24 protein-coding genes are annotated in these 25170 nt (G+C 66.4%); 13 read left to right on the forward strand and 11 right to left on the reverse strand.

Annotated features, from left to right (window positions below; genetic code table 11):
• Positions 1 to 199 precede the first annotated feature (199 nt).
• From mtnA to ACVOMC_RS10790, 11 genes are all read right to left on the reverse strand, one after another.
• Complete coding sequence (mtnA, locus tag ACVOMC_RS10740; RefSeq protein ID WP_481523924.1) at positions 200 to 1264, reverse strand: S-methyl-5-thioribose-1-phosphate isomerase; 1065 nt, start codon at positions 1262 to 1264, stop codon at positions 200 to 202.
• 34 nt (positions 1265 to 1298) lie between these two features.
• The gene (locus ACVOMC_RS10745; protein ID WP_481523925.1) at positions 1299 to 1988 is read right to left on the reverse strand and encodes a DUF3011 domain-containing protein; all 690 of its coding nucleotides are present in this window, start codon (positions 1986 to 1988) and stop codon (positions 1299 to 1301) included.
• Positions 1989 to 2109: 121 nt separating this feature from the next.
• Positions 2110 to 3054 (reverse strand): EF-P lysine aminoacylase EpmA, encoded by a 945-nt coding sequence (gene epmA, locus ACVOMC_RS10750; protein ID WP_481523926.1) that lies wholly within the window; start codon positions 3052 to 3054, stop codon positions 2110 to 2112.
• Positions 3055 to 3169: 115 nt separating this feature from the next.
• Positions 3170 to 3652: an N-acetyltransferase family protein gene (locus ACVOMC_RS10755; protein WP_481523927.1), complete on the reverse strand. Its 483-nt coding sequence runs from the start codon at positions 3650 to 3652 to the stop codon at positions 3170 to 3172.
• Positions 3649 to 6126 (reverse strand): NAD-dependent DNA ligase LigA, encoded by a 2478-nt coding sequence (gene ligA / locus ACVOMC_RS10760; RefSeq protein WP_481523928.1) that lies wholly within the window; start codon positions 6124 to 6126, stop codon positions 3649 to 3651. The genes ACVOMC_RS10755 and ligA overlap by 4 nt, the downstream gene beginning before the upstream one ends.
• Before the next feature lie 133 nt (positions 6127 to 6259).
• Positions 6260 to 6997: a cell division protein ZipA gene (gene zipA / locus ACVOMC_RS10765; RefSeq protein ID WP_057506167.1), complete on the reverse strand. Its 738-nt coding sequence runs from the start codon at positions 6995 to 6997 to the stop codon at positions 6260 to 6262.
• Between the two features lie 48 nt (positions 6998 to 7045).
• Positions 7046 to 10549: a chromosome segregation protein SMC gene (smc, locus tag ACVOMC_RS10770; RefSeq protein WP_481523929.1), complete on the reverse strand. Its 3504-nt coding sequence runs from the start codon at positions 10547 to 10549 to the stop codon at positions 7046 to 7048.
• Positions 10550 to 10780: 231 nt separating this feature from the next.
• The gene (gene rplI / locus ACVOMC_RS10775; RefSeq protein ID WP_481523930.1) at positions 10781 to 11230 is read right to left on the reverse strand and encodes a 50S ribosomal protein L9; all 450 of its coding nucleotides are present in this window, start codon (positions 11228 to 11230) and stop codon (positions 10781 to 10783) included.
• A 157-nt stretch (positions 11231 to 11387) separates the two neighbouring features.
• On the reverse strand, positions 11388 to 11618 hold the full coding sequence (rpsR, locus tag ACVOMC_RS10780; RefSeq protein WP_002804494.1) for a 30S ribosomal protein S18: 231 nt from the start codon (positions 11616 to 11618) through the stop codon (positions 11388 to 11390).
• 11 nt (positions 11619 to 11629) lie between these two features.
• Positions 11630 to 12061, reverse strand: coding sequence for a 30S ribosomal protein S6 (gene rpsF, locus ACVOMC_RS10785; RefSeq protein ID WP_054658585.1), 432 nt, complete (start codon positions 12059 to 12061; stop codon positions 11630 to 11632).
• A gap of 209 nt (positions 12062 to 12270) precedes the next feature.
• Entirely contained in the window at positions 12271 to 12609 is a 339-nt protein-coding gene (locus ACVOMC_RS10790; protein WP_481523931.1) for a HesB/IscA family protein, read from the reverse strand.
• Between the two features lie 150 nt (positions 12610 to 12759).
• Between ACVOMC_RS10790 and asnS the strand changes: the two genes are divergently transcribed.
• From asnS to ACVOMC_RS10855, 13 genes are all read left to right on the forward strand, one after another.
• A complete protein-coding gene (gene asnS, locus ACVOMC_RS10795; protein WP_054658589.1) occupies positions 12760 to 14154 on the forward strand; it encodes an asparagine--tRNA ligase in 1395 nt (464 codons plus the stop codon).
• A 24-nt stretch (positions 14155 to 14178) separates the two neighbouring features.
• On the forward strand, positions 14179 to 14484 hold the full coding sequence (locus tag ACVOMC_RS10800; protein WP_054658591.1) for a hypothetical protein: 306 nt from the start codon (positions 14179 to 14181) through the stop codon (positions 14482 to 14484).
• Complete coding sequence (locus tag ACVOMC_RS10805; RefSeq protein ID WP_054658593.1) at positions 14481 to 14795, forward strand: hypothetical protein; 315 nt, start codon at positions 14481 to 14483, stop codon at positions 14793 to 14795. Before ACVOMC_RS10800 ends, ACVOMC_RS10805 begins: the two co-directional genes overlap by 4 nt.
• Before the next feature lie 8 nt (positions 14796 to 14803).
• Positions 14804 to 15442 (forward strand): FMN-binding negative transcriptional regulator, encoded by a 639-nt coding sequence (locus tag ACVOMC_RS10810; RefSeq protein ID WP_481523932.1) that lies wholly within the window; start codon positions 14804 to 14806, stop codon positions 15440 to 15442.
• 85 nt (positions 15443 to 15527) lie between these two features.
• On the forward strand, positions 15528 to 16190 hold the full coding sequence (gene can / locus ACVOMC_RS10815) for a carbonate dehydratase (protein ID WP_054658601.1): 663 nt from the start codon (positions 15528 to 15530) through the stop codon (positions 16188 to 16190).
• A gap of 73 nt (positions 16191 to 16263) precedes the next feature.
• Positions 16264 to 16791 (forward strand): 3-hydroxyanthranilate 3,4-dioxygenase, encoded by a 528-nt coding sequence (locus ACVOMC_RS10820; RefSeq protein ID WP_481523933.1) that lies wholly within the window; start codon positions 16264 to 16266, stop codon positions 16789 to 16791.
• A gap of 135 nt (positions 16792 to 16926) precedes the next feature.
• On the forward strand, positions 16927 to 18201 hold the full coding sequence (kynU, locus tag ACVOMC_RS10825) for a kynureninase (protein WP_481523934.1): 1275 nt from the start codon (positions 16927 to 16929) through the stop codon (positions 18199 to 18201).
• 19 nt (positions 18202 to 18220) lie between these two features.
• Positions 18221 to 19591, forward strand: a complete 1371-nt coding sequence (locus tag ACVOMC_RS10830) for an FAD-dependent oxidoreductase (protein ID WP_481523935.1) — start codon at positions 18221 to 18223, stop codon at positions 19589 to 19591.
• An 87-nt stretch (positions 19592 to 19678) separates the two neighbouring features.
• Entirely contained in the window at positions 19679 to 21121 is a 1443-nt protein-coding gene (gene sbcB / locus ACVOMC_RS10835; protein WP_481523936.1) for an exodeoxyribonuclease I, read from the forward strand.
• Positions 21118 to 21804 (forward strand): DUF2461 domain-containing protein, encoded by a 687-nt coding sequence (locus ACVOMC_RS10840; protein WP_481523937.1) that lies wholly within the window; start codon positions 21118 to 21120, stop codon positions 21802 to 21804. Before sbcB ends, ACVOMC_RS10840 begins: the two co-directional genes overlap by 4 nt.
• Before the next feature lie 74 nt (positions 21805 to 21878).
• On the forward strand, positions 21879 to 22352 hold the full coding sequence (locus ACVOMC_RS10845; protein ID WP_054658206.1) for an SRPBCC family protein: 474 nt from the start codon (positions 21879 to 21881) through the stop codon (positions 22350 to 22352).
• 161 nt (positions 22353 to 22513) lie between these two features.
• Positions 22514 to 22915: a DUF2946 family protein gene (locus ACVOMC_RS10850; RefSeq protein WP_481523938.1), complete on the forward strand. Its 402-nt coding sequence runs from the start codon at positions 22514 to 22516 to the stop codon at positions 22913 to 22915.
• A gap of 62 nt (positions 22916 to 22977) precedes the next feature.
• Positions 22978 to 25038 (forward strand): TonB-dependent copper receptor, encoded by a 2061-nt coding sequence (locus ACVOMC_RS10855; RefSeq protein ID WP_481523939.1) that lies wholly within the window; start codon positions 22978 to 22980, stop codon positions 25036 to 25038.
• The last annotated feature ends 132 nt before the right edge of the window (positions 25039 to 25170 follow it).

Here is a 25170-nt window from a genome sequence, read left to right on the forward strand (position 1 = left end):
CTGCGGAGTCTAGCACAAAGGACGGTTTTCCGCCGCTGCCAGCCGGGTTTTTACCGGAGTAAATCAGCAACTTAGACGCCCCTCGGGAGGCCGCCGGAATACGTGACCGCGGCCACGCCCACCCAAGTGGCGCGCGGATGGCCCGCGAACTGGCAAACCACGCCAGTCCTCACGTCCCCGCTGCGCTGCGGACCTGCCTTCAGCCGCCGAACGCGGCCTTCATCGCCGCGGTGTCCGGCTGCAGGATCACGCCACGTTCGGTGACGATGGCATCGATCAGCTCACCGGGCGTCACATCGAACACCGGATTCCATGCGGCGATGCCCTCGGCCACGGTGCGCACGCCACCAACGCCGAACAGCTCACCCGGATCGCGCTGCTCGATCTCGATCTGATCGCCGTGCGCGGTGTGCATGTCCACGGTGGACGATGGCGCCACCACCATGAATTTGACGCCATGGTGGCGGGCGGCAATGGCCAGCTGGTAGGTGCCGATCTTGTTGGCGGTATCGCCATTGGCACAGATGCGGTCGGCGCCGACGACCACCCACTGCACCGCCCCGGTCTTCATCAGATGCGCGGCCGCCGAGTCGGCAATCAGGGTGGCGTCGATGCCATCCTGCTGCAGCTCCCAGACGGTCAGGCGGGCACCCTGCAGCCACGGCCGCGTCTCACCGGCGAACACGCGCTCGATATGCCCTTGCGCCTTGCCGGCACGGATCACGCCCAGCGCGGTGCCGAAACCGGCAGTCGCCAGCGACCCGGTGTTGCAATGGGTCAGCACTCCGCTGCCCGGGGCGATCAGTGCGGCGCCCAGCGCGCCCATGAGGCGGTTGGCTGCCAGATCCTCATCGGCGATAGCCTGCGCCTCCCGCTCCAACACCTGCTGCCAGTCAGCGCCAGCGGCGGCCAGCACCCGCCGCATCCGCGCCAGCGCCCAGGCCAGATTCACCGCGGTTGGCCGTGAGGCATTGAGCTTACCCAGCGCCGGTTCGAGCCGCTGCACCGCCTGCGCGCCGTCCGCGGCCTGCACATCCCGCGCTGCCAGCACCACGCCCCACGCAGCGGCGATACCGATGGCCGGCGCACCGCGCACCGTCAACGCATGGATCGCCTCGGCGACCGCGTCGCTGTCATGGCATTGCACATGTTCGACCACGAACGGCAGCTTGCGCTGGTCCAGCAGCTCAAGCGCTTGGCCGGTCCAGCGGATCGGGCGGATATGGTCGTAGCGGACGTAATCGAGGGAGTTGGAATCGTTCATGGCTCCATTGTAATGGGCGCCACACAGGCCCGCCTCAGTCCACGGAGAATTCCGCGCGGCAACCGTCATCCACCCAGACGCCGGTGCGATCCCAACCCCAGCTCTGCCCCTCGATGCAGGCCCTGGAGGACAGCTGTTTCACCAGCGTCACCTTGCGCTCGACGGTCACCCCGCATTCGCGGCGGAGATTGCTTTTGGATTCGCAGGTCACCCGTCGCGGAACATCCACGAAGCCGGAGCCATCGGCCGCACCGACCTCGAACTGGCCGTGGCAGCCCCGGCTCACCCACACCTGGTTGCGCCCGTAACCCCACGTGCGGCCTTCCTTGCAGGGCAGTACGGACTGTTGCCGTAGCAGTCGCACCGGCGCCCCGCGCAACAGTACCGGGCATACCTCCGTGCGTCCTCGCGACTCGCAACGCACCACCCGGCGCGCTACCCGCTGCGCAGCGGTGGGCTCTTCCGCGGCAAATTCGGCGCGACAACCATTGGAGACCCACACACCTGCAGCGTCCGTGCCCCAGTCCTGTTCACGGATGCAACTGTGCTCGGACAGCTGTCGTACCAGCTGTATGCCCCGGGCAAGGTTGGCCGGGCAATGCATGCGTTCTGCGCCTTTCGATTCGCAACGCACCACCGTGTCAGCGGCACGCACAGGATCGGGCGTTTCCGCAGCCACCAGCATCGGCATGGCACACAACAGCACGGCGTAAATGCTCCTCATCCGACCTGCCTATCCAAGAGCCTGAGGTATTCCGTTGACCGACACACTGCCTGCATGACCGTGATCAGAGCATCATCATCGACGATGAGCCAGTGCTGGGCCACGCAACGCCCGGTGGTCTTCAGGCGTGGGCGAAATCGAAAGCCAGCACATCGGCGATGCGCCCTGTGCCGCCCAGCGCCATCAACAGCCGATCCACGCCGACCGCCACACCGGCGCAGGCCGGCAGCGACGGTAGTGCGGCGAGGAACAGCTCATCCAGCGGTGGCAGCGTCGCCGCGCGCGTGCGCCGCACCTCGAGGTCGCGCTCAAAACGCTGGCGCTGTTCAACAGCATCGTTGAGCTCGTGATAGCCGTTGGCCAGCTCGAACGGTCCCAGATACAGTTCGAAGCGCTCGGCCAGCGGCGGTTCGCCCGGGCGGATGATCGCCAGCGCCGCCTGCGTGGCCGGCCAATCGTGGATCACGGTGATGCCATCGGCCGGAAATTGCGACTGGATGCGATGGGTCATCAGCAGATCCAGCCAGTCATCGCGGGTCAGATCTGCCGGGTCGATACCGATCTCGCCCAGCCCGGCGCGCAACTGCGCCTCATCGGCCAGAAATGGATCCAGCCCCAGCGCCTCCACGAACAGTTCGCGATAGGTGAGGATGCGCACCGTGGCCTGACGTCCGCGCTGTGCCAGGGCGGCCTGCACCAGCTCGATGGTTTCACCGATCAGGCGATGGTGATCCCAGCCGACCCGATACCACTCGAGCATGGTGAATTCCGGGTTGTGGCGACCGCCGGCCTCGCCATTGCGGAACACCCTGCCCAGCTCGTAGCAGTCGCCCACCCCGGCGGCGAGCAGTCGCTTGAGCGGATATTCGGGCGAGGTGCGCAGCCAGCGCAGCGCTGGACCGGCGCTGACATGCCCGCTGAAACGGGTATGGAAACCTTCGATGTTCGGCTCGGTGTTGCCGGCCGCGGACATGATCGGTGTTTCCACTTCCAGCACGTCACGCTGCGCGAAGAACTCGCGGATCAGCGCGTTCAGACGGGCACGCTGGCGCAGCGCCTCGATCATGGCGCACACCTGATCGCCATGGATGGTGGGAATGCCGGTTTTGCAGGAGCAAAACCCGGCCGTGCGCCACCCTGTGGGCGGCTTCGCCGTGAAAAACCGCTGTCCTGCCGTTTTTTCATGGATGCAGCCCGCGCCCGGCACTGGTCAACGGCAAGGTCAGGATGTCACGCTCGTCATCGCGATAGCCGGCCGCCAGATACAGCCGTTTTGCCCGGGCATTGTGATGGTTCACTTCCAGCCGGATAACGGTCGCGCCCTCGCCTGCGGCCCAGTCGCGTGCCAGCGCCAGCGCCTGTCCGCCCCAGCCACGGCCACGCACGGCCGGGGTGAGATACAGCTCGTCGAGCAGCACGAAACGGCCACCCTGCTCCACGCTGAAGCACCAGCCCAGCGTGATGTAACCGGCCTCGGTAACGTCCTCGCTGGACAACAGCAGCACCGCGCCATGACTGGCGTTTTCGAGCAGCGAGCGCAGCCCCGGCTCAACCAGTCCGGACTGGTACAGGATTTCGTCCTCGACATAGAAGTCGCGAACCATGGCGATGAGGCGCGGGAAGTCCTCTGGCCCGGCGATGCGGGCCTGCAACGTGTTGCTCATGCGGTTTTTCCGTTATCGGCCAGGAAGGCGAGCAGGCGGGTTTCATCCCATACCTCCACGCCCAACTCATTGGCCTTGTCCAGTTTGGAGCCGGCTTCGGTGCCGGCCACGACGAAGCTGGTTTTTTTCGACACGCTGCCGGCCACCTTCGCCCCCAGCGCTTCCAGCCGCGACTTGGCGTCCTCACGGCTCATCTGCGCCAGGGTGCCGGTCAGCACCACGGTCTTTCCTTCCAGCACCCCTTCGGCCTGCAACGCCGCTTCGGGCGTCCGCGCCAGCAGTTCAGCCAGCGCATTGCCGGCAGCCGAGAACAGGGCGGCATTGGCGTCAACGTCCAGCCACGCTACCAGCGCATTGGCCGTTTCCGCAGGCAGGCCGGCGGTAACAAAGTTGTGTGCGCTTTCATCCAGGATCGCATCGACCGAAGCAAACGCCTGTGCCAGCTGTTTGGCCCGTACCGGCGTGACCTTGGGGATTTCCATATCCGACAGCAGATTGGCCAGTGTCAGCTCCGTCCGCAGCTTGGCGCTGGGCGCGTGCCTGTCAGTGATCTGCACCCCACGCGCGAGCAACGCATCGATGGCCTGTTGGTTGCCGGGCTGCGCCATGAAGTGGCCGATCGCGCGCGCCACTTCACCGCCGATATCCGGCACCCGCTTGAACATCGGCCATGGCAGGTGCCGGATCAACTCCAGATCACCGAACCATGCGGACAGCGCTTTTGCAGTGCTCTCGCCGACGTGTTCGATGCCCAGCGCGAACAGCAGCCGCTCCAGCGTGGTGCTGCGGCTGGCCTCGATGGCGCCGATCAGGTTGTCGGCCCAGCGGGTGGCGATCTTCTTCGTATTCCACTGGAAACTGGCAGGTACCGACAGCACCTGCGCACGCCAGCCGGCATCGGCCCCATCCAGCTTGAGGATGCGGTTGAGTGTGTCTCCACTACCCTCCGGCGCGAGGTGCAGCTGCAACTGGGCGGCCAGAGATTCGGGCGAACCGGCATCCAGCACGAGCTTCAGCAACAGCAGCTGGTCGCGTTGCAGGGCATACAGATCGGCCACGCCGCGAACGATGCCGGCATCGACCAGCGTTTCGATGTACTTGTCGCCCAGTCCGTCGATGTCCATGGCCTTGCGCGAGGCGAAGTGGGCGATGGCCTCCTTGCGCTGCGCCGGACAACTCAGCTCACCGGAGCAGCGCCACGCGGCCTCCCCCTCTTCGCGCACGATCTCCGAACCACAGACCGGGCAGGCGCGCGGCATCTGCCACGGTGTCGTGCCCTCAGGGCGACGCTCAGCGATCACACTGACCACTTCCGGAATCACATCGCCGGCACGGCGTACGATCACCGTATCGCCCACACGCACATCCAGACGCGCGATCTGGTCGGCGTTGTGCAGCGTGGCATTGGTCACGACCACGCCCGCGACATGTACCGGCTTCAGCCGGGCCACCGGCGTGGCGGCACCGGTACGGCCGATCTGGATCTCGATCGCCTCCACCGTGGTGCTCTGCTCCTGCGCCGGGAACTTGTGTGCGATGGCCCAACGCGGGGCGCGCGCGACAAAGCCCATCTGCTGCTGGCCGTCACGGTCATCGAGCTTGTAGACCACCCCGTCGATATCGAAGGCCAGGCCGTCGCGACGTTCGCCGATGTCACGGTAGTACGCCAACAGGCCTTCGGCGCCTTCCACCACCGCGCACAGATCGCTGACCGGGAAACCCCAGAGCGCCAGCTGCGCCAGGGTTCCCGAATGAGTCGCCGGCAGTGCGCCGCCAGACACTTCACCCAGGCCGTACGCGTAAAAGCTCAGTGGCCGCTGCGCGCTGATCTTCGGATCGAGTTGGCGCAGCGAACCGGCCGCACCATTGCGCGGATTGGCCAGCACCTTGCCGCCGTGCAGACGCGCCTGCTCGTTGTAGCGCTCGAAATCGGCGCGGGGCATGTAGACCTCACCCCGTACCTCCAGCACCTGCGGCCAGCCTTCGCCAGCCAGCTGCTGCGGGATCACCTTGATCTGGCGCAGGTTGGCGGTCACGTCCTCGCCGGTCGCCCCGTCGCCGCGGGTCGCGCCCTGCACGAACACGCCGTTCTCGTAACGCAGATTGATCGCCAGTCCATCGAGCTTGGGTTCGGCCGAGAACAGCAGTTGCTTGCGATGCAGCCGTTCATCGATGCGGCGGACGAAATCGTGCACCTCGGCCTCGCTGAAGGCATTGCCCAGCGACAGCATCGGCACCGCGTGCACCACCTCGGCAAAACGCGAGGATGGCTTTCCGCCGACCTGCCGGCTGGGTGAATCACCGCTCTCCAGTTCCGGGTGCTGCGCTTCGAGCGCTTCCAACTCGCGCATCAACCGGTCGTATTCGGCATCGGGAATCAGAAGCTCGTCACGCTCGTGATAGGCGCGCGATGCCCGGGCGAGCTGCTCGCGCAACGCGGCAATGCGCTGCTGTGCGGGAATATCTGTGGTCATATGCGGAATTTTAGCGCCTTCCTGTCAGCGGACCGAGCGGATCCCCGGTCGCGCCAGCCAAGGTAACGTCGCCGGCGTTCGTCCAAAAGCAAAGCCCCGCAAGCGGGGCTTTGCAGATCTCCAGATGCAGCGCTTACCAGCGTGGCGACTTGGTCAGCGGCGGTGCCTGGTGCTGGCGGTCATAGGCGCGCAGCTCGTCACGGATGTGCGCGATGCGCTGGCGCCCCAGGGCGTTGCGGCTGTCATCGAGCACCACACCGTCCAGCAGCTCGGCCATGCGTTGCACCGTGGGCAGCATCTTCTCCCAGCCATCCAGTGCCGTCATTGGCGCCGGCAACGTCAGGAAGAACGCGATAGCCGGCGTTTCCATCTCGCGGATATGGGTCATATCGAAGCTGCCGGGCTTCATGATGCTGGCCATGCTGAAGATCGGACCGCGCTCGGGATGCCCCTCCACCAGGCGGTGGAAGACATTCATATAGCCGAACACCAGCCCGGTCTTTTCTGCGGCGACCACGATGTCTTCACCGCGCAGCACTTCGCCCGCACGTGCAGCCACATACAACGAGACGATCTTGTCGAAATCCTGGCTCGGACGCTTGCCCAGATCGCTGCCCGCCGATGGCTCGACATCCGGCAGCCCGAGCTCGGGCTGGGTGACACTGGCGTCCCCGTCGAGGCTGCCGTCTTCTTCGGAGGCGACGTCGCCGGTCTCGCCCAGCACCGGCTCGCGGCGCTGGCGTTCGACCTCCGCCGACTCCTTGCGCTTGCCCTGCGGGGCCCGCTTCGGGCGGCCAAACAGGAAAATGGCCGCAATGAGCAGCAGTCCGGCAGCCAGGATGCCGATGCGCAGAAGTTCCGTGTCGGACATTCGATGCGTACTCCGGATTAATCGTTCAGGTGGTTAAAGAATGGCACGTCAGGCCGCGCCCGCCAATCGCGCAGCCTCTTCCAGGTCCACGCTGACCAGACGGCTCACGCCCGGCTCGCGCATCGTCACGCCCGAGAGCTGATGCGCCGCCTCCATCGTCGCCTTGTTGTGGCTGACAAACAGGAACTGCACCTTCTCGCTCATCTCCTTGACCATCGTGGCCAGGCGACCGACGTTGGCCTCGTCCAATGGCGCATCCACCTCGTCCAGCAGACAGAACGGCGCGGGATTGAGCTGGAAGATGGCGAACACCAGCGCCACCGCGGTCATCGCCTTCTCGCCACCGGACAGCAGCGAAATGGACGACACGCGTTTGCCCGGCGGGCGCGCCATGATCGTCACCCCGGTATCGAGCAGATCCTCGCCGGTGAGTTCCAGATAGGCGTGACCGCCGCCGAACAGGCGCGGGTACAGCGCCTGCACCCCGGAATTGACCCGGTCGAAAGTGTCCTTGAAGCGGCCACGGGTTTCACGGTCGATCTTGCGGATGGCATCTTCCAGCGTTTCCAGCGCGGTGGTCAGATCCACGTTCTGCGCCTCCAGATACTCCGAGCGTTGCGAGGCCTCTCCGTACTCCTGGATTGCGGCAAGGTTGACCGGCTCCAACCGGCGCATGCGCGCATCGATCTGGTGCACCGCCTGCTCCCATTCGGAAAGCTTCGCGTCGTCCGGCAAGGTGTTGAGGACGTCCTGCAGCACGAAACCGGCTTTCTCCACCGCCGCGGAAAGCTGATCGGCGTTGAGCACCAGCGCCTGCTGGTCGAGCTTGCGCTGGGAGATGCGCTCGCGCTGCGCCAGTGCCTGCTCGTCACGCTGATGCCGTGTCTGCTCCAGCGCCCTCAGTTCGGCATCAATGCTGTCCAGCTGCGCGCGCGCCTCGCCCAGCGCCCGATCGGCGCGGACCCGCTCGCCCAGCGCATTCTGATGCTCGGCCTCCAGCGCCAGCACCGGTGAATCGCCCTCGTCCAACTGCGAATGCAGCTCACCCAGACGCGAATCCAGCTGTCCGCGCTGGTTGATCATCCGCTCCAGCGCGTGGCTCAGCGAGGTGACCTGCGCGCGTTGCGACTCCAGCGTCAGCGCCAGGGCGTGCATGCGCTCGCGCACGCTGCGCGCGGCATCGCGCGACAGATCACGCGCTTCGGTCAACCGCCGGCGCTCGCTTTCCAGCGCCTGGCGAGTGCCCTCCAGATCGCCCATGCTCGACAGCGCGTCCTCCAGTCGCATACGCGCCTCGTCGGCCTGTTCGCGGCTGGCCTCGAGTGTTTCCAGCAGCTGCGACAGCTCGCTTTCAATGCGGTCGATCCGGCTGCGTGCCGAATCCAGCTTGCCCTGCTGGCTCTGCAGTTGTCCGGCCAGCTCCGACGTGCTGCGATGCGCCTGATACAGCGCACGCTGCGCCTCTTCCCGATGCTGTTCGGCGGCAAGTGACTGCTCGCGGAAGCCTGCCAGCAGCTGCTCCAGCTGCGCCTCGCGCTCCTGCAGCATTTCAATCTGCTCGCGCAGGCTGACGATCTCGCGCTCGCGCAGCAGTGCGCCCTGTTTGGCCGCGCCCGAGCGCGAAACGCGCACCCAGCCGTCACCCAACCGCTCACCGCCACGGGTGATGACAGAATCGCCCTCGCCCAGCTGGCGCTGCAGCGCAGTGGCCTGGGCCAGATCTTCGGCACCATGCAGCCGCGCCAACAGGCGGCGGATGGCCAGCGGCCCCTGCACCTTGGCCGCGAGCGAAGTCGGGGCGAAATCGGCCGCTTCCGTGGCCGCGGACACCAGCGCGATGCGGCCTTCGCCCAGCTCCCCCAGCGCGTCGACCAGCGCCTCGGGGGAATCCACCAGCACCCCTTCGATCAGCTGCCCCAGCGCGCTTTCAACCGCGTTTTCCCAGCCGCTTTCCACGGTGAGGCGCTCGCCGACACGCACCGCCGAATCCAGCCCGCGCGCCTTCAGCCACGCCACCGCTGCCCCCTGCTCCTGACCGAGCGCAGCCTGCTGCAGGGTTTCCAGCGAAGACAGCCGCCCGCGGGCGCTTTGCGCCTGCTTGCGCACCTCGGCCAGTTCGGACTGGCTGGTGCGCTGCTGTTCCTGCAGGTCGGCCACCGCCCTCTTGCGTTCTTCGACCTGCTCGTTCAGTTCGTCCAACGCCGCCTTCTGCGTTTCGTGCTGCAGTTGCAGCTGCTCGAACGCGTCGGCCAGCACCTCCAGATCCAGCCCGGCCCGCTCGGAAAGCAGCGCCTCACGCCGCCGTTCGGCTTCCAGGATCTGCCGCTCCAGATAGTCCACGCGAGTGCGTTCGACTTCGCCCGAGCGGGTCGCCTCGGAGGTATTGCGGTTGTGGGCCTCCCAGCGCTGCTGCCAGTCGGCCAGCTTTGCTTCGGCCTCGCGCAACGCTTCCTGGCGCAATTCGTTGTCTTCCTGCAATTGCTCCAGCTGCGGCTCCGCGCTGTCCACCGCTTCGCGCAGCACCATCAGCTTGGCCTCGTCGCCACTGATGTGCTGCCCCAATTCGGCCAGCGCATGCTGCGCTTCATCGCGTGCCTTGTGCAGACGCTGGGACATTTCCCGCTGATGCTGGATCTGCTGCTCCAGCCGCGCCAGGGTGCTGCCGACCTGATAGAACTCGGCCTGCGCGCGACTGAGCAGGTCCGCCGCTTCCTCGCGCTGCACGCGGCCGGTTTCGATCCGTGCCTCGGCCTCGCGCTGTTCGGCGATCAGCTGTTGCAGCCTGGTTTCCTCGCGCGACAACGCCTCGCGCAAACCGCCCAGGCGCCCATCCAGGCCGCGGTATTCCAGCGCCTTCCATTCGGCATCCTTGACCCGACGCTCTTCCTGCAGCGCCTGGTACTGCTCGGCCTGGCGCGCCTGGCGCTTGAGGTGCTCGAGCTGCTTGCTGATCTCATCGCGCAGGTCGTTGAGGCGATCAAGGTTCTCGCGCGTGTGGCGGATACGGGTTTCGGTTTCCTTGCGGCGCTCCTTGTACTTGGAGATGCCCGCCGCTTCCTCCAGGAACACGCGCAGGTCCTCCGGACGCGCCTCGATGATCTTGCTGATCATCCCCTGCTCGATGATCGAATAGCTGCGTGGCCCCAGACCGGTCCCCAGGAACAGGTCGGTGATATCGCGCCGCCGGCACTTGGTGCCATTGAGGTAGTAGTTGCTGCTGCCGTCGCGGCTGACCGTGCGCTTGACCGAGATTTCGTTGAACGAGGCGTACTCGCCGGAAATCGTATGGTCGGTGTTGTCGAAGATCAGCTCCACCGTCGCCTGTGACACCGGCTTGCGCCCTGCCGAACCGGAGAAGATCACGTCGGTCAACGAGTCGCCCCGCAGGCGGCTGGCCGAACTTTCACCCATCACCCAGCGCACGGCGTCGATGATGTTGGACTTGCCACAGCCGTTAGGCCCCACCACACCGGTCATGTTGGTGGGCAGGTGCAGGGTCGTGGGGTCGACGAACGACTTGAAACCGGAAAGCTTGATCGTGGATAGACGCATGGAGTCAGACTGTTTCCTGGCGCCGGAAGCCGCTGGCCAATACCGCAGGGAAGATTCCGGAAGGTTCCTTTTCCGCTCTCAAGTCGTTGATATTTTCAGGAATTCAACGCCACGAGCACGGCACTGGGGACTGAGTATAACGACACCTCGCGCTGCGGGCGCCGGGCTCACCCCGGAAAAAGGAACGGGCGCCTTTCGGCGCCCGTTCCTCTTGCACATAGGCAGCGCAGATCAGGCGTCGGCTTCGACGATGACCTTGACGGTGGCTTCCACGTCGGCGTGCAGCTTGACGGTGACGTCGTACTGGCCCACGGCACGGAAGGCGCCTTCGCCCATGATCACTTCGCTCTTGTTCAGCTCCAGGCCGGCAGCGGTGAAGGCTTCGGCGATATCACGCGGGCCGACCGAGCCGTACAGCTTGCCTTCGGTCGAAGCATGCGCACCGATGGTGACGCTTGCGCCTTCCAGCTTCTCGGCGCGAGCCTGTGCGCCGGCGTGCGAGGCCTGGGCCTTGGCTTCGTACTCGGCACGCTTGGCTTCGAACTCGGCAACGTTGGCCTCGGTGGCCGGCACGGCCTTGCCCTGCGGCACGAGGAAGTTGCGGCCGTAGCCCGGCTTCACGTCAACCAGGTCGCCCAGGCCGCCGAGGTTGGTCACTTTCTGCAGAAGAATCAGCTTCATGATGTTGCTCCGTTATTCGTTAGCGGCGCCAGAGAGCCCCGCAACGCTTGCTGTCCGAATAGGACGGGTGGGAAAACGGATGCCCTGAGGCATCCGTCATCCGTTCTACGTTTGATTTCCGCACGCAACCGCGCAGATCAGACCGGAAAATCCGGAATCAGACGTCGTGGTTGTCCGTATACGGGATCAGAGCCAGGAAACGGGCGCGCTTGACGGCCGTGGCCAGCTGGCGCTGGTACTTGGACTTGGTACCGGTGACGCGGCTCGGCACGATCTTGCCGTTCTCGGTCAGGTACTGGCGCAGGGTGTTGAGATCCTTGTAGTCGATCTCCTTCACACCTTCAGCCGTGAACTTGCAGAACTTGCGGCGACGGAAGAACTTGGACATGGTGGCGCTCCTTATTCAGCAGAAGCGGCGTCTTCGCCGGCTTCTTCATTGGTGGAAGTGGCACCCTCTTCGTCGTCGCGACGACGACGCTCGCCACGCTCGGGCTTGTCACCCTTCTCGTCCTTGCTCTTCATGATCAGCGACTGCTCGGTGTCAGCCTCGTCACGCTTGATGACCAGGTTGCGCAGCACGGCGTCGTTGAAGCGGAAGCTTTCGGTCAGTTCGTTCAGAACCGACTGGTCGGCTTCGATGTTCATCAGAACATAGTGGGCCTTGACCAGATTCTGGATCGGATAAGCCAGCTGACGACGGCCCCAGTCTTCCAGACGGTGGATGGTGCCGTTGCCGTTCTCGACCAGCGCCTTGTAGCGCTCGATCATGGCCGGAACCTGTTCGCTCTGGTCCGGGTGGACCAGGAACACGACTTCGTAATGACGACTCATGTTTTTCTACCTTTCGGATGTGGCCCGTATGGGCCGGACAGCCCCCCGCGTTGAATCGAGGTGGGGCAAGGAACCTGCACCAGGAGGCGCAGGAAGCCGCGAATTATGGCAGCTGCGACCAGCGGCCGCAAGGAAAGCGGCTCCGGCGCAGGAAGCGGCGCCCGCGCCCGGCATTGCTACGGGTCCGGACACCGCGGGCGATGCTGGTCTCAGGCCTTGTCAGCGTCAGTGGTGAAGCTCTCGCCGCACCCGCATTCAGCCGCGGCATTGGGATTCCTGAAGGTGAAGGTCTCGCTCAGCCCCTGCTTGCCGAAGTCGATTTCGGTGCCATCCACCAGTGCCAGGCTATCGGCGTCGACATAGATACGAACCCCGTCCTGCTCGAACACCGTATCGCCCTCGCGCTGCTCCCGGGCCAGATCGGTGACATGCCCCCAGCCAGAGCAACCGGTGCGGGTCACACCGAAACGCAGCCCCAGCGCTCCCGGCGTGGAGGCGACAAAGCGCTGTACACGGGAATGGGCGACGGGGGTCAGATGAACAGCCATGATGGGACGACTCCAGCAGAATTACGTTCCGATTATAGGTGTGGGCGGCCGCCACGGACCGCAAGCGTGGATAAATGCCTCGCCTGCCCGCAGTACAGCCGCTAAAATCACGCATTCACAGATCGAGTCGATCAACAGAGGATTCAAGTCATGACGGTGGTCAGCGTTGCACACGCCCTTGCCGGGAAATTCCCGGAAGGCGGAGAAGTTACGGTTCGGGGATGGGTGCGCACGGTGCGCGGCTCGGCTGGACTGGCCTTCGTCAACGTCAGCGATGGCTCGGGCTTCGCTCCGATCCAGGTCGTGGCCACCGATGCCCTGACCAACTTCGAGGACATCAGGAAGCTGACCCCGGGCTGCTCGGTGATCGCCACCGGCACCCTGGTGAAGTCGCAGGGCAAGGGCCAGAGCTTCGAGATCCAGGGCCAGAGCCTGGAGATTGTCGGCTGGGTGGAAGATCCGCTGACCTACCCGATCCAGCCCAAGCCGATGTCGCCGGAGTTCCTGCGCGAAGTGGCGCATCTGCGTCCGCGCACCAATCTGTTCGGCGCCGTCACCCGCATCCGCGACTGCCTGTCCAAGGCCGTGCACCGTTACTTCCACGAGAACGGCTTCTACTGGATCAGCACCCCGATCATCACCACCTCCGACGCCGAAGGCGCCGGTCAGATGTTCCGGGTCTCCACCCTGGACATGAGCAACCTGCCGCGCACCGGTGACGGCGGGATCGACTTCAGCCGCGACTTCTTCGGCAAGGAGACCTTCCTGACCGTGTCCGGCCAGCTTAACGTCGAGGCCTACGCGTTGGCCCTGAGCAAGGTCTACACCTTCGGTCCGACCTTCCGCGCCGAGAACAGCCACACCACCCGCCATCTGGCCGAGTTCTGGATGGTGGAGCCGGAGATCGCCTTCGCCGATCTGGCCGAGAACGCGCGCGTGGCCGAGGAGTTCCTCAAGTACCTGTTCCGCGCGGTGCTCGACGAGCGCGCCGACGACATGGCCTTCATCGCCGAGCGCGTTCAGAAGGACGCGATCACCCGCCTTGAAGCCTTCGTCAACGCGCCGTTCGAGCGCATCGAGTACACCGACGCGATCGCGCTGCTGCAGAAGTCGGGCAAGAAGTTCGACTACCCGGTCGAATGGGGCCTGGACCTGCAGACCGAACACGAGCGCTGGCTGACCGAGGAGCATGTCGGTCGCCCGGTGGTGGTGACCAACTATCCCGAGCACTTCAAGGCCTTCTACATGCGCCTGAACGATGACGGCAAGACCGTCGCGGCGATGGACGTGCTGGCCCCGGGCATCGGCGAGATCATCGGCGGCAGCCAGCGCGAGGAGCGCCTGAACGTGCTCGACGCGCGCATGGCGCAGTTCGGCCTGGATCCGGAGCACTACCAGTGGTACCGCGATTTCCGCCGCTATGGCTCGGTGCCGCACGCCGGCTTCGGCCTGGGCTTCGAGCGTCTGGTGGTATACGTCTGCGGCCTGAGCAACATCCGCGACGCGATCCCCTACCCGCGCGCGCCGGGCTCGGCGGAGTTCTGATCCAGTGACAGGGAGGCGTCTGCGGTGACCTTGTTCTTCGCGTTGTGCTTCATCGGCGTGGCCATTGCCGGCTTCAGCGCCTTCCTGATCTTCTGGCCGCTGACCCTGATCCATATCCGCGACCGGCATCCGGCGCTGGCGACCGAATTCGGCGCCGGCGCTTTCCTCAAACCCGACAGCCTGCGCTGGCTGCTGGCCCGCGACTTCTCCCGCATCCCGGACCGCTCCCTGTCCGGACTGGCAGCCCCGGCGCGCCTCGCGCTGCTGGTGATGTTCGGCGGACTGGGCATGGCACTGCTGCTGTGGCTTTTCTCCCAGGTAATGACATGAACGATTCGGACAACGCGACCGACCAGTGGTGGCTGGCGCAACTGGGCAACACCCTGATCTGGGCGCGCCTGCGCATCCGCCCGGCCGGTACCGCAGAGGTGCTGGACAGCGACGGCAACACGCTCAGCTACGACAGCGAGGACACCGCCCGCGCGCAGCTGCTCGATGCCGAGTTTGTCGCCTTCGACGGCATCGACGAGGAGGATGCACTGCAGCGCGGCTTCTCGCTGCACGAGATCCAGCCACCGCACGCGGACAATGACGACGCGTTGCAGGGCCGCATGGTCCAGCTGCTTGGCATGCGGGCCTGACCCCAGGGATGTTCACACCGGCCGCTTTCGCCGAGACGGATCTGCAGTGGCTGGACCGGCTGCTGGCACGCGACCCGTTCGTGACGCTGCTCACCACCGGCGAAGACGGCCTGCCCGAGCTGACCCGGCTTCCGGTGCTGTATCGGCGCCAGGACCAGCAGATCGAGCTGCGCGGGCACTGGGCGCATCCCAATCCGCAAGCCCGGCAACGCACACCCGCCAAAGTCCTGGTGGACGGGCCGCACGGCTATGTCTCGGCCAGCTGGTATCCGGACAAGGAAAGCGCCGCGCGCGTTCCGACCTGGAACTACGCGGCGGCCGAGCTGCGCGGGCAACTGCACCCCTTCACCGATGAAGACGCGCTTGCCGCGCTGCTGGTCGATCTCAGCGACCACTTTGAGGCGGACGTGGGCCAGCAGTGGCGGTTCGAGCCACAGCGCGAAGACCACCGCCGTCAAGTGCGCGGCATCGTCGGATTCCGCTTCGTGGTCGAGCAGGTCCAGCTCAAACTGAAACTGGGCCAGAACCATCCACCCGCCAACCAGCAGGCCGTGATCCACGCGCTGCAGGCGCTGTCCACGCCACGCGCACAGGAGCTGGCCGGCTGGATGACGCTCCACCGCGCATCGCGCGACACGCCACAATGACGCGGCGCAGCCTCCATTTCCCGCGACGACGCCGTTTCCATGACGGCGACGCCCTCCCCCTCCAGATCGCAAGGGAAGCATGACCATGAAAGACATCCGCAAACTGCTGCAGAACAACAGTGATTGGGCCGACCGGATCGAACGCGAAGATCCGGAATTCTTCCAGCAGCTGTCCAAACAGCAGAACCCCGAATACCTGTGGATCGGCTGCTCCGATTCACGCGTGCCGGCCAACCAGATCATCGGCATGGCGCCGGGTGAGATCTTCGTACACCGCAACGTCGCCAACGTGGTGGTGCATACCGACCTGAACTGCCTGAGCGTGATCCAGTACGCGGTGGACCAGCTGAAGATCAAGCACATCCTGATCGTTGGCCATTACGGTTGCGGCGGCGTGCACGCGGCACTGAACCAGGTGCGCGTCGGCCTGGCCGACAACTGGCTGCGCCATGTCGGCGATGTCGCGCAGAAGCATGACGATATCCTCTCGCAGATCGACGACCCGGACCTGCGCCATGCACGCCTGTGCGAGTTGAACGTGATCGAGCAGGTGGTCAACGCCTGCCGCTCGACCATCGTCCAGGACGCCTGGGCGCGCGGCCAGAAGCTGATGGTGCACGGCTGGGTCTACAGTCTGCGCGATGGCCGGGTCAGCGAGATGGGCATCGACGTGGGCGCCCCGGAAGATCTGCAGCCGGCCTACGAGAGGGCCCTGTCGTTCGTGCCGCGCAAGGGCAAACGCCACTGACCTCCCAACCCCTGCTGTGGCCGCTGATGCCGCGGCAGGGGCAGGCCCGTTTCCCGCCACAGGCTCCCCCCGCATGCTGCCACTCCCCCTCAATCTGCACGCCTGGATCGACGAGCATCGCCACCTGCTGAAGCCACCGGTGGGCAACAAGATGATCGAGAACGGCGATTTCATCGTGATGGTGGTCGGCGGTCCCAACAGCCGCAGCGACTACCACTGGGATGAAGGCCCGGAGTGGTTCTACCAGCTCGAAGGCGAGATGGTGCTGCGCGTGCAGGAAGGCGGCGCGGTACGGGAGATTCCCATCCGCGCCGGCGAGATCTTCCTGCTGCCGCCGCGGGTGCCGCACTCGCCGCAGCGCATGCCCGGCTCGATCGGCCTGGTGGTCGAGCGCAAGCGTCTGGACCACGAGCTCGACGGCTTCATGTGGTTCTGCCCGCACTGCAACCACAAGCTCTATGAGGAGTTCTTCCACCTGAAGAACATCGAGACCGACCTGCCCAGGGTGTTCGACCGGTTCCATTCCTCGCTGGAACACCGCAGCTGCCAGCGCTGTGGCACCGTGCATCCGTTGCCGGCACCGGCCTCGCCCGAAATCTGAGCGCACCTTCCGTGCGGTTCGCACGGCGCCCCGACCATCGCCCCGCACCATCTGCCGCGCCACTGCCGGCATCCGCAACCGGCAACCGTGCCGGGACAGGTACACTTTGGGCTCATTCTCGCCACCTGCGTACCGATGAACGAAACCCTGTCCCCGGCCCACGCCACCGCCCTGGATGCCGCCGATCCGCTGCGCCACCTGCGCAGCCAGTTCCTGATTCCGCAGCACCAGTCCGCCGACCAGACCTACTTCGTCGGCAACTCGCTGGGCCTGCAGCCCAAGGGCGCCAAGGCGATGGTGCAGGAAGTGATGGACCTGTGGTCCAGCATCGCGGTGGAAGGCCATTTCACCGGTCCCACGCACTGGATGGGCTATCACCGCCTGGTGCGCGATTCGCTCGCGCGCGTGGTGGGCGCACAGCCCGGCGAAGTGGTCGCGATGAACACGCTGAGCGTGAATCTGCATCTGATGATGGTCAGCTTCTACCGCCCCACCCGTGAGCGTCCTGCGATCCTGATGGAAGCCGGTGCGTTCCCCACCGACCGTCATGCGGTCGAGGCGCAGATCCGTTTCCACGGTTTCAATCCGGCCACCGATCTGATCGAAGTGCAGCCGGACGAGCCCAACGGCACGATCTCGATGCAGGCCATCGAGCGGGCGCTGGGCGAACACGGCCGCCGCGTGGCGCTGGTGCTGTGGCCCGGTGTGCAGTACCGCAGCGGACAGGTGTTCGATCTGGCCGCGATCACCCGGCTGGCGCGTGCGCACGGCGCCAATGTCGGCTTCGATCTGGCCCATTCGGTCGGCAACGTGCCGCTGGCGCTGCATGACATCGCCCCGGATTTCGCGGTGTGGTGCCACTACAAGTACCTCAACGCCGGCCCCGGCGCGGTCGCCGGCGCCTTCGTGCACGAACGCCACGCGCGCGACACCTCGCTGCCGCGCTTTGCCGGCTGGTGGGGCCATGAGCAGGCCACGCGCTTCCAGATGGCGCCGGAGTTCGTCCCCGAAGTCGGCGCAGAAGGCTGGCAGCTGAGCAACCCGCCCGTGCTCGGGCTGGCGCCGCTGCGCGCCTCGCTGGCGCTGTTCGACGAGGCCGGCATGCCGGCCCTGCGCGAGAAGTCGCTCAAGCTCACCGGCTATCTGGAAACGATGGTGCGCGCGCGTCTGGACGGCGTGCTGCAGATCATCACCCCGAGCGAGCCGGAGCGTCGCGGCTGCCAGCTGTCGCTGCGCGTGGCCGGCGGACGCGAACAGGGCCGCTCGCTGTTCGAGTACCTGCAGTCGGTCGGCGTGCTCGGCGACTGGCGCGAGCCGGACGTGATCCGCATCTCGTCCACCCCGATGTACAACCGCTACCGCGATGTCTACCGCTTCATCGAAGAAGTGGAAACCTGGGCCGGTGTATGACCCGACGGAACCCCACGACTTGACCACTACCGCCCCACGCGGCCTCACCATCATCGGCGCCGGTCTGGCCGGCTCCCTGCTCGCCATCCTGCTGGCCCGCCAGGGCTGGCGCATCACCGTGTACGAGCGCCGCGGCGATCCGCGCATCGCCGACTACGAGTCCGGTCGCTCGATCAACCTGGCATTGGCCGAACGCGGCCGCAATGCGCTGCGCCAGGCTGGCGTGGAAGAGGCGGTCATGGCCAAGGCGGTGATGATGCGCGGGCGCATGGTGCATCCGCGTCACGGCACGCCGGAGTTGCAGCCCTACGGCCGTGATGACAGCGAGGTGATCTGGTCGGTACACCGTGCCGAACTGAACGTCACCCTGTTACAGCTGGCCGAAGCGGCCGGCGCGCGGTTCCACTTCCACCGTCGCCTGCACACCGTGGATTTCGATGCCGGCTACGCCCGCTTCATCGACGACCGCGACGATTCACCGCACGACACCCACTTCGACACACCGCTGGTCGGCGCCGATGGCGCCGGCTCGGCGCTGCGTGCGGCGATGAACCGCAAGTCGCCGCTGGGCGAGCGCACCGAGTTCCTCGACCACTCCTACAAGGAGCTGGAAATCCCGCCGCATGCCGACGGCCGCTTCCAGATCGAAGCCAATGCGCTGCATATCTGGCCGCGCGGACGCTATATGTGCATCGCCCTGCCCAATGACGAAGGCACCTTCACCGTCACCCTGTTCCTGCCCAACGACGGTGAGCCCAGCTTCGCCAACGTGCGCAGCGGCGCCGAGGCGCAGGCGTTGTTCGAGCGCGAGTTCGCCGACGCGGTGCCGCTGATTCCCGATCTGCGCCGCGACTGGGAACAGCACCCGCCGGGCCTGCTGGGCACTCTGTATCTGGATCGCTGGCACCAGGGCGGCAAAGCGGTGCTGATCGGCGACGCGGCCCATGCCATGGTGCCGTTCCACGGCCAGGGCATGAACTGCGCTTTCGAGGACTGCGTGTTCCTGGCCGACGCGCTGGCCGCCAACGCCGACACCGCGCAGGCCTTCGCCCTGTTCGAGCGCGAACGCAAGCCCAATGCCGCGGCGATCCAGCAGATGGCGCTGGACAACTACATCGAGATGCGCGACCAGGTGGCCGATCCGGCCTTCCTGCTGCAACGCGAACTGGAACAGGCGCTGCAGGCGCGCTGGCCCACCCGCTTCGTGCCGCATTACACGATGGTCACCTTCCTCCACACGCCCTATGCCGTGGCGCTGGAACGCACCCGCATCCAGCAGCGCATCCTGGCCGAGGCCACCGCCGGCCACACCACGCTGGCGCGGATGGACTGGGCCGCACTGGAACGGATCGTCCACGCGCAGCTGCCGGTACTGGCAGGGGCCCACTGATGGCCTGTCCCTGCACCGTTCCGCACGCGGATGAACGATGCCGTCACCACGGCTGACGCACGCCACTAGCCGCCGGTAAAGACCCCCATGCCCGAAACTTTCCTCTTCTACGACCTCGAAACCTTCGGCCAGGACCCGCGCCGTACCCGCATCGCCCAGTTCGCGGCGGTGCGCACCAACGCCGAGCTGGAAGTGGTCGACGAGCCGGTCAGCTTCTACGTCAAGCCAGCCGACGACCTGCTGCCCTCGCCCATCGCCACGCTGATCACCGGCATCACCCCGCAGCATGCCCTGGCCGAAGGCGTCAGCGAGGCCGAGGCCTTCGCCCGGATCAGCGACCTGATGGCACGGCCGCAGACCTGCACACTGGGCTACAACACGTTGCGCTTTGACGACGAGTTCGTCCGCTACGGGCTGTTCCGCAACTTCTTTGATCCCTACGAGCGCGAGTGGCGCGGCGGCAACTCGCGCTGGGACCTGCTGGACATGCTGCGGCTGGTACACGCACTGCGCCCGGACGGCATCCAGTGGCCGCAGCGCGAGGATGGCGCCACCTCGTTCAAGCTCGAACACCTGGCCATCGCCAACGATGTCCGCGAAGGCGACGCGCACGAGGCGCTGTCCGACGTCTACGCCACCATCGGCATGGCGCGCCGCTTCAAACAGGCCCAGCCGCGCATGTGGGACTACGCGCTGAAGCTGCGCGACAAGCGCTTCGTCGGCAGCCTGCTGGACGTGGTGGCGATGAACCCCGTGCTGCACATCTCCATGCGCTACCCGGCCAGCCGGCTGTGCGCCGCGCCGGTGCTGCCACTGACCCGCCATCCGCACATCAGCAACCGCGTGATCGTGTTCGATCTGGAAGGCGACGTGCAGCAGCTGCTGGACCTGTCGGCCGAGGAGATCGCCGCGCGCCTGTATACCCGCGCCGCCGATCTGCCCGAAGGCCAGCAGCGGGTGCCACTGAAGGAAGTGCATCTGAACAAGGTGCCGGCGCTGGTGGCCTGGAACCACCTGCGCGCGCCCGACTTCGAGCGCCTGGCTATCGATCCGGCCGCCATCGCGGCCAAGGTCGAACAGCTGCGCGCGCTCGGCCCGGAACTGGCCGAGAAGGTGCGCTGCGTGTTCGCCGGCGAGCGCGCGGCCGGCCCGGTCGATGCCGACGCCTCGCTCTACGACGGCTTCCTGGCCGAGGGTGACAAGGCGCTGATGCCCAAGGTGCGCACCGCTCCGCCCGAAGCGCTGGCCGAACTGGAAGGCCGCTTCCGCGATCCACGCCTGCCCGAGCTGCTGTTCCGCTATCGCGCCCGCAACCACCCGCAGACGCTGCACGGTGAGGACCGCGCCCGTTGGGACGACTACCGCCGCCTGCGCCTGTTCGATGAAGCCGCCCGCCTGGGCGAGCAGACCCTGCCGCAGTACTTCGCGCAGATCGAGCAGATGCGCGCCGAATACCACGACCACCCCGAGTACCTCGCCCTGCTGGAACATCTGCAGCACTGGGGCCAGCACCTGCAGCAATCGCTATGACCGCCTATTTTTCCGATGCCAGTTTCAAATTCCTGCGTGGGCTGGCCGCGCACAACGACAAGACCTGGTTCAACGACCACAAGGCGCAGTACGAAGCGCACGTGCGCCAGCCGTTCCTGCGCCTGATCGCCGACCTGCAGCCGGATATCGAGGCGATCAGCCCGCATTTCCGCGCCGATCCGCGCACCGTGGGCGGCTCGCTGTACCGCATCCAGCGCGACGCGCGCTTTTCCCACGACAAATCGCCCTACAAGACCTGGCAGGGCGCGCGCTTCTATCACGAGCGCCGCCGCCTGCAGATCGTGCCGCTGTTCTACCTGCACCTGCAGCCGGACAACTGCTTCCTCGGCGGCGGCCTGTGGCACCCGGAGCCGGAAAGCATGCGCAAGGTGCGGCAGTTCATTTTCGACAATCCGGCCAGCTGGGAACGCGCCGTGCGCGATCCGGCCATCGTCCGCCGCTTTGCGATGGAAACCGACGAGAAGCTGCAGCGGCCGCCGCGCGGCTACCCGGCCGACCACCCGCACATCGAGGATCTGAAACAGCGCAACTGGGTGTATTCGCGCCCGCTGACCGATGCCCAGATGTGCAGCCCGCAGCTGCGCCAGACCCTGGTCAAGGACTACGCCACGCTGGCACCGTTCATCGATTACCTGTGCGCGGCGCTGGATCTGGAGTTCTGAGCGGAACCGGCTTCACGCCACCTGCCGCACTTTGCGGCACGCTTGCCGGTATCACCCGACAGGAGGATGCCGCCATGACCGCCATCCATCACCAGCTCTGGATCGATGCCCCCCTGTCCACCGTCTACGCCGGACTGGCCACCGCCGAGGGACTGGGCCAGTGGTGGATCGCGCACCAGCAATCGGTGATCGACGGCGACACCCTCCTCAGCCACAACCCCGGCGGCGGTCATGGCGTGGTCGCGATGAAGGTGCTGGAGACCCTCCCCGGGCAACGGGTGCGCTGGGAGGTGATCAGCCACCACCCCCGCCAGAGCCCCGCCTCGGCCTGGTCCGGTACGGAGATCCGTTTCGAGCTCTCCCGCCGCGCCAGCCCCGGCGCCTGGCGCGGCCTGCCCCACGAAGGCGAACCGATGACCGTGCTGGAGTTCCACCACCTCGGCTGGGACCCGCACAGCGAATACCTCGGCTTCTGCAGCCAGGCCTGGGCCGAAACCCTGGTCCTGCTGCGCCGCTGGGCCGAAGCCCGCACCCCGGGCCATCACTGAGCTGCCCCCTGCCGCGGGTCCCGGAAGTGGGCACCGCATGACCGCGCCGGTGCCTGCGACACTTGGTCGCACGCTTTCATATCAATGACATAGCGCTCTTTCGGGGTCGGATGCGGCCGGCGCCGGTGAATCGGCTGCGGGCACTGGACTAGACTTTCCATGTGAACCGTTCATCCTCCCTGTTCCGATTTATCGGCCGGCTTGGCTTGCTCGCCGGGCTGCTGATGGCGCTCGCGCCGTCGGCCAGCAGGGTGTTGTCCGGTACCGGGCCGCAGGTACTGCCCGGCTGGACGGAACTTTGCACCTCCACCGGCATGCACTGGGTAGATACCGGCGCGCCATCCTCCACCCAGACGCCGTTTTCCGAGGGTCCCCATGCGGCGATGGGAGAGGACTGTTCCTATTGCCGTCTGGTCGATCTGCTCCTGCCGGTCATCCTGTTCCTGGGCTTGGTGCTGCCGCGTGCTGCGGCTGCCCGGCTGACGGGGCAGCCTGATCCGCCGCTGCGCCTGTGGCAGAACCTGCGCGGCCTGGGCAGCCGGGGGCCTCCCGTCCTCCTCTGATCCACAAGCGGTATTCCTGCGCGACGCCCCGGGTGTCGCCTCACTTGTGTTTTGGAGTTCCCATGTCCCATCCAGTCCGCCCGGCGCCGCGCGCGTCGTGGCTGTCCCTTGCCATTGCCTCGGCCCTGGCCTCGCCGTTCGGTGTACAGGCCGCCGCGCCTGATCCGGTCGATTTTGAGGCCGTGGTCGTGACCGCGCCCCCCGTCTCCCCACTGACCTATGAAACAGACCCGAAACTGCCACGCCAGCCGGTGCCCGCCAGTGATGGCGCCGACTACCTGAAAACCATTCCCGGCTTCAGTGCCGTGCGCAACGGCGGCACCAATGGCGATCCGGTATTGCGCGGCATGTTCGGTTCACGGCTGAACCTGCTGACCAACGATGGCAGCATGCCGGGGGCATGCCCGGCCCGCATGGACAATCCGATGTCCTACGTCTCGCCCGAGACCTACGACAGGCTGGTCGTCATCAAAGGACCGCAGACGGTGCGCTGGGGGCCGGGCGCGTCCGCGGGCACGGTGCGCTTTGAACGGCGGACCCCGCGCTTCGACACCCCCGGTATCGATCTGACCGGAAGCCTGCTCGGTGGTTCGTTCGGCCGCAACGACCAGGTGCTCGATGCCACCGCGGGTATGCCGGTGGGCTATGCCCGGCTCAGCGCCAACCGGTCCGAGTCGGACGACTACAGGGACGGTTCCGGCGACGTCGTGCCCTCGTCATGGAAGAAGTGGAACACCGACCTCGCTCTGGGCTGGACGCCCGACGCTGACACGCTGCTGGAGTTCAATGCCGGTGTCGGCGACGGCAGCGCCCGCTACGCCGGGCGGGGCATGGACGGCGCGCAGTTCAAGCGCCAGAGCTACAGCCTGCGGTTCGAGAAGTCCAACCTGCCCGGCAGCCTGGAGCGCGTGGAAGCCAGTGTGTTCGCCAACTATGCCGACCACGTGATGGACAACTACACCCTGCGCACGCCCAACCCGATGAGCTCGATGCCGATGCCGATGGTCGCCCAGGTGGATCGCAGGACTCTGGGCGGACGCAACGCCTGGACCTGGGCAACCGGGGGACTGGAGCTGACAGCGGGCATCGATGGGCAACAGAGCCGGCACCGCGAACGCGGCGGCATGGGACGCAACGCCCACCTCGCGATGCCGTGGGTGACCGATGCGAATTTCCAGAACGCAGGTCTGTTTGCCGAGGCGACATGGACGCTCTCCGCTGCCCGGCGTCTGGTGTCGGGCGCCCGCGCGGACCGCGCCGAAGTGACCGACAAGCGGACGGTCGCAGGGATGATGGGTAGGCCCAATCCCACCGCCGGCCTCCGCCGCAAGGAGACGTTGCCGGCCGCCTTCATGCGGTTCGAACAGGACACCACCTCCACGCGTGGGACCTGGTACGCCGGCCTTGGCCACACCGCGCGCATGCCCGACTACTGGGAGCTGTTCTCGCCCGACCGGGGGCCGATGGGCGCGGTGAATGCCTTTGCCGGCATCCGCCCGGAAAAGACCACGCAGCTGGATGTCGGCCTGCAGTACCGTGCCCCGACGTTCGATGCGTGGGTATCGGCGTATGCCGGCCGCATCCAGGACTACATCCTCTTCGCGTACATGGAGGGCGGAATGATGGGAATGATGTCCTCGGCCGCCAACGTGGATGTGGACATCCGCGGCGGCGAGGCCGGTGTCGAGTTCCGCCCCGCACCCCACTGGAAGCTGGGCGGCACGCTGGCCTACGCCTGGGGCGAGAACCGTGCCTCGGGTGATGCATTGCCGCAGATGCCGCCACTGGAGGCCCGCCTGAGCGCCGGCTACGACAACCGGCGCTGGAATGCCGGCGTCCTGGTTCGCGCCGTGTCCAGGCAGACACGCGTGGCGCTCAACCAGGGCACGGTGGTCGGACGCGATATCGGTGCCAGTGCGGGGTTTGCGACGCTGGCGCTCAATGGTGGCTATCGCTTCACCGACCGCGTGCAGCTGACCGCCGGTGTCGACAATCTGTTCGACCGGGCCTACAGCGAACACCTGAACCTGTCGGGCAGTGCCGACTTCGGCTATCCGGCCGATCCGCTGAGGCTCAACGAGCCTGGCCGTTCCGCGTGGGTGAAACTCAACGTGGACTACTGACCGGAGCGGGGGGGGGGGGGGGGGGGGGGGGGCGGCGGCGGGGGGGGGGGGGGGGGGGGGGGGGGGGGGGGGGGGGGGGGGGGGGGGGGGGGGGGGGGGGGGGGGGGGGGGGGGGGGGGGGGGGGGGGGGGG

The organism is Stenotrophomonas sp. STEN014 (assembly GCF_056760315.1).